The following is a 3510-nucleotide window of genomic DNA, read 5'->3' on the forward strand; positions in this document are numbered from 1 at the left end:
CCATCAAGCAGGCGGCCGAGTTCGGCATCGTCGCCGGCGGCCAGCGGCTGGCGGCACTTCTCTTCACGCTGGCCGAAGTGCACGGCCTCGGCCTGCAGGCGGCGCAGGGCGTCGTGCTCACCGAGGGCTATTACTGGGACCGCGACGACAAGAGCCGCGAATTTGCCGACCGCTTCTTCAAGCGCACCGGCCGCATGCCCAACATGATCCAGGCCGGCACCTATTCGGCGGTGACGCAGTATCTGAAGGCTGTCGACAAGGCCGGCACCGACGAGACCGAGGCGGTGGCCAAGGAACTGCATGAGATGCCGGTCAACGACGTCTTCGCCGCCAACGGCAAGGTACAGGCCGACGGCTCGATGGTGCACGACATGTATCTCTACCAGGTCAAGAAGCCGGAAGAGTCGAAGAAGGATTGGGATTACTACAAGTACCTGGCGACCATTCCGGGCGACAAGGCTTTCATGAAGGCCGAGGACAGCGGCTGTCCGCTCGTCACCAAGTGACGCTCGAAACCGCGACGGCCGTCCGGCCGGACGGCGAAGACAGGCCGCGGGTGGTGCTTTCCGCCCGTGGTCTGCGGCGTGACTTTGCCGGCTTCGTCGCCGTGAAGGATGTCGACCTCGATATCCATCACGGCAAGATCCACGCCCTTATCGGGCCGAACGGCGCCGGCAAGACCACCATCTTCAACCTGCTGACCAAATTCCTGCAGCCGACCAGCGGCAGGATCGAGTTGCTCGGCACCGACATCACCCGCACGCCGCCCGCCAAGGTGGCGCGCATGGGGCTCGTCCGCTCCTTCCAGATATCGGCGATCTTTCCGCATCTCAGCGTGCTCGACAATGTCCGCGTCGCCCTGCAGCGTCCCGGTGGGCTGGGCTACCAGTTCTGGCGCCCTGTCTCGGCGCTCGACCAGCTCACGCCCCGGGCGCGCGCGCTGCTCGCCATCGTCGGGCTGGACGATGCCGAGCACCGGCTGGCCGGCGATCTTTCCTATGGCCGCAAGCGCGTGCTGGAGATCGCCACCACGCTGGCGCTCGACCCCAAGGTGCTGCTGCTCGACGAGCCGATGGCCGGCATGGGCCATGAGGACGTCGGCATGATCTCAGGCATCATCCGCTCTTTGGCCAGCGACCGCGCCATACTGATGGTCGAGCACAACCTCGCCGTCGTCGCCGATCTCTGCGACTGGATCACCGTCCTGCAGCGCGGCCAGGTGCTGGCCGCCGGCGATTATCCGACGGTGAGCAAGGATGAGCGCGTCCGCGTCGCCTATATGGGGACGGAACATGAGTGAGCCGCTGCTTGCCGTGCGCGATCTCCACGCCTGGTATGGCGAGGGCCACGCGCTGCATGGCGTCAACCTCGACGTCTTGCGTGGCGAGACGGTCACGCTGCTTGGCCGCAACGGCGTCGGCAAGACCACGACCTTGCGCGCCATAATGGGGCTGGTCCGCAAGCGGACGGGCAGCGTCACCTTCAACGGCAAGGACCTGATGCGCCTGCCGCTGCACCGCGTCGCGCATCAGGGCATCGGCTTCGTGCCGGAGGAGCGCGGCATCTTCGCCACGCTTACCGTCGACGAGAACCTCGTCCTGCCGCCGGTGGTGGCCAAGGGCGGCATGAGCGTCGAGGAGATCTTCGAGATCTTCCCCAACCTGAAGGAGCGCCGCAACAGCCAGGGCACGAAGCTGTCGGGCGGCGAGCAGCAGATGCTGGCGATGGCGCGCATACTGCGCACCGGCGTCGACATGCTCCTGCTCGACGAGCCGACCGAGGGGCTGGCGCCGGTCATCGTCCAGCGCATCGGCGAGTTGCTGGCGACCTTGAAGAAGCGCGGCATGACGATCCTGCTGGTCGAGCAGAATTTCCGCTTCGCCGCCCGCATCGCCGACCGCTTCTACCTGATGGACCATGGCAAGGTGGTTGAGGGTTTTCCCGTCGGCGAGCTTTCCACGCACACCGAAAAGCTGCACGAGGTGCTGGGAGTTTGATGGCCAAATGACCACGATCTTCGGCATCCCCATCCAGGCGCTTCTCGGGCAATTGCTGGTCGGGCTGATCAATGGTTCCTTCTACGCCATGCTCAGCCTCGGCCTTGCCGTCATCTTCGGGCTCTTGCGCATCATCAATTTCGCTCATGGCGCGCTCTATATGCTCGGCGCCTTCATCGGCTACCTGCTGCTGGTGCATCTCGGCATCGGCTACTGGCCGGCGCTGGTGCTGGTGCCGCTCATCGTCGGCCTGTTCGGCATGGCGGTGGAGCGCGTGGCGTTATCGCGTCTCTATCGGCTCGACCCGCTCTACGGCCTGCTCTTCACCTTCGGCCTCGCCTTGGTCATCGAAGGCGTGTTCCGCTACTACTACGGCGTCTCCGGCAATCCCTACGCCGTGCCGGCGCTGCTCGCCGGCGGCACCAATCTCGGCTTCATGTTCCTGCCCAATTATCGCGGCTGGGTGGTGGTGGCCTCGCTGGTCGTCTGCATCGGCACCTGGCTTTTGATCGAGAAGACCAGGCTCGGCTCCTACCTGCGCGCGGCGACCGAGAACCCGCAACTGGTGCAGGCCTTCGGCGTCAACGTGCCGTTGCTGCTGACGCTCACCTACGGGCTGGGCGCGGCGCTTGCCGGGCTGGCCGGCATCCTCGCCGCGCCCGTCTATCAGGTCAGCCCGCTGATGGGCTCGGACCTCATCATCGTCGTCTTCGCCGTCGTCGTGGTCGGCGGCATGGGCTCGATCCTCGGCGCCATCGTCACCGGCTATATGCTGGGCCTCGCCGAAGGTCTGACCAAGGTCTTCTACCCCGAGGCATCCAATCTCGTCGTCTTCGTCATCATGGTGATCGTGCTGCTCTTGCGGCCGGCCGGCCTGTTCGGAAGGGACGCTTGAGATGAGCGAGGCAACCCTTCACGAGCGACAGGCGGCGGCCTCGATGCGGCTGGAACGCGTGCTGGTGGCGCTGGCGATCGTGACGCTGATCGCCGCGCCCTTCTTCGTCTACCCGATCTTCGTGATGAAGATGCTGTGCTTCGCGCTGTTCGCCTGCGCCTTCAACCTGCTGCTCGGCTACACCGGCCTGCTCTCCTTCGGCCATGCCGCCTTCTTCGGCGGCGCCGCCTATTTCTGCGCCTATGCGGTGAAGGCCTGGGGCTGGCCGCCGGAGGCCGGCATCCTGCTCGGCACCGCGGGCGCCGCGCTGATGGGCCTCGTCATGGGCTTCCTCGCCATCCGCCGGCAGGGCATCTATTTCTCGATGATCACGCTGGCGCTGGCGCAGATGTTCTATTTCTTCTGCGTGCAGGCGCCCTTCACCGAGGGCGAGGACGGCATCCAGGGTGTGCCGCGCGGCCACCTCTTCGGCGTCCTCGATCTCAACGCGCCGCTGAACATGTATTTCTTCGTGCTCGCGGTCTTCCTGATCGGCGTCTTCGCCATCTGGCGCATCGTCAACTCGCCCTTCGGCATGATCCTGCGCTCGATAAGCGAGAACGAGAACCGCGCCATTTC

General features: G+C 65.4%; 5 protein-coding genes. All 5 read left to right on the top strand.

What is annotated here, in order from left to right:
- The coding region (locus Q0L57_RS08300; protein WP_296741003.1) for an ABC transporter substrate-binding protein at positions 1-506 on the top strand (506 nt) is incomplete at its 5' end.
- Complete coding sequence (locus Q0L57_RS08305; protein ID WP_296741006.1) at positions 503-1300, top strand: ABC transporter ATP-binding protein; 798 nt, start codon at positions 503-505, stop codon at positions 1298-1300. The genes Q0L57_RS08300 and Q0L57_RS08305, both read left to right, overlap by 4 nt.
- Positions 1293-1997, top strand: a complete 705-nt coding sequence (locus Q0L57_RS08310) for an ABC transporter ATP-binding protein (protein WP_296741007.1) — start codon at positions 1293-1295, stop codon at positions 1995-1997. Before Q0L57_RS08305 ends, Q0L57_RS08310 begins: the two co-directional genes overlap by 8 nt.
- A gap of 7 nt (positions 1998-2004) precedes the next feature.
- Positions 2005-2892, top strand: coding sequence for a branched-chain amino acid ABC transporter permease (locus Q0L57_RS08315; RefSeq protein ID WP_296741009.1), 888 nt, complete (start codon positions 2005-2007; stop codon positions 2890-2892).
- A gap of 1 nt (position 2893) precedes the next feature.
- A partial coding sequence (locus tag Q0L57_RS08320; RefSeq protein WP_296741011.1) for a branched-chain amino acid ABC transporter permease occupies positions 2894-3510 on the top strand: 617 nt, incomplete at its 3' end.

Source organism: Mesorhizobium sp., assembly GCF_024509055.1.
In the GTDB taxonomy this organism is placed as follows: domain Bacteria; phylum Pseudomonadota; class Alphaproteobacteria; order Rhizobiales; family Rhizobiaceae; genus Mesorhizobium.

Bases quoted from the DNA above. Each gene is read 5' to 3' on its own strand.
- Q0L57_RS08310 (WP_296741007.1), top strand. From the start codon at position 1,293: ATGAGTGAGCCGCTGCTTGCCGTGCGCGATCTCCACGCCTGGTATGGC.
- Q0L57_RS08315 (WP_296741009.1), top strand. From the start codon at position 2,005: ATGACCACGATCTTCGGCATCCCCATCCAGGCGCTTCTCGGGCAATTG.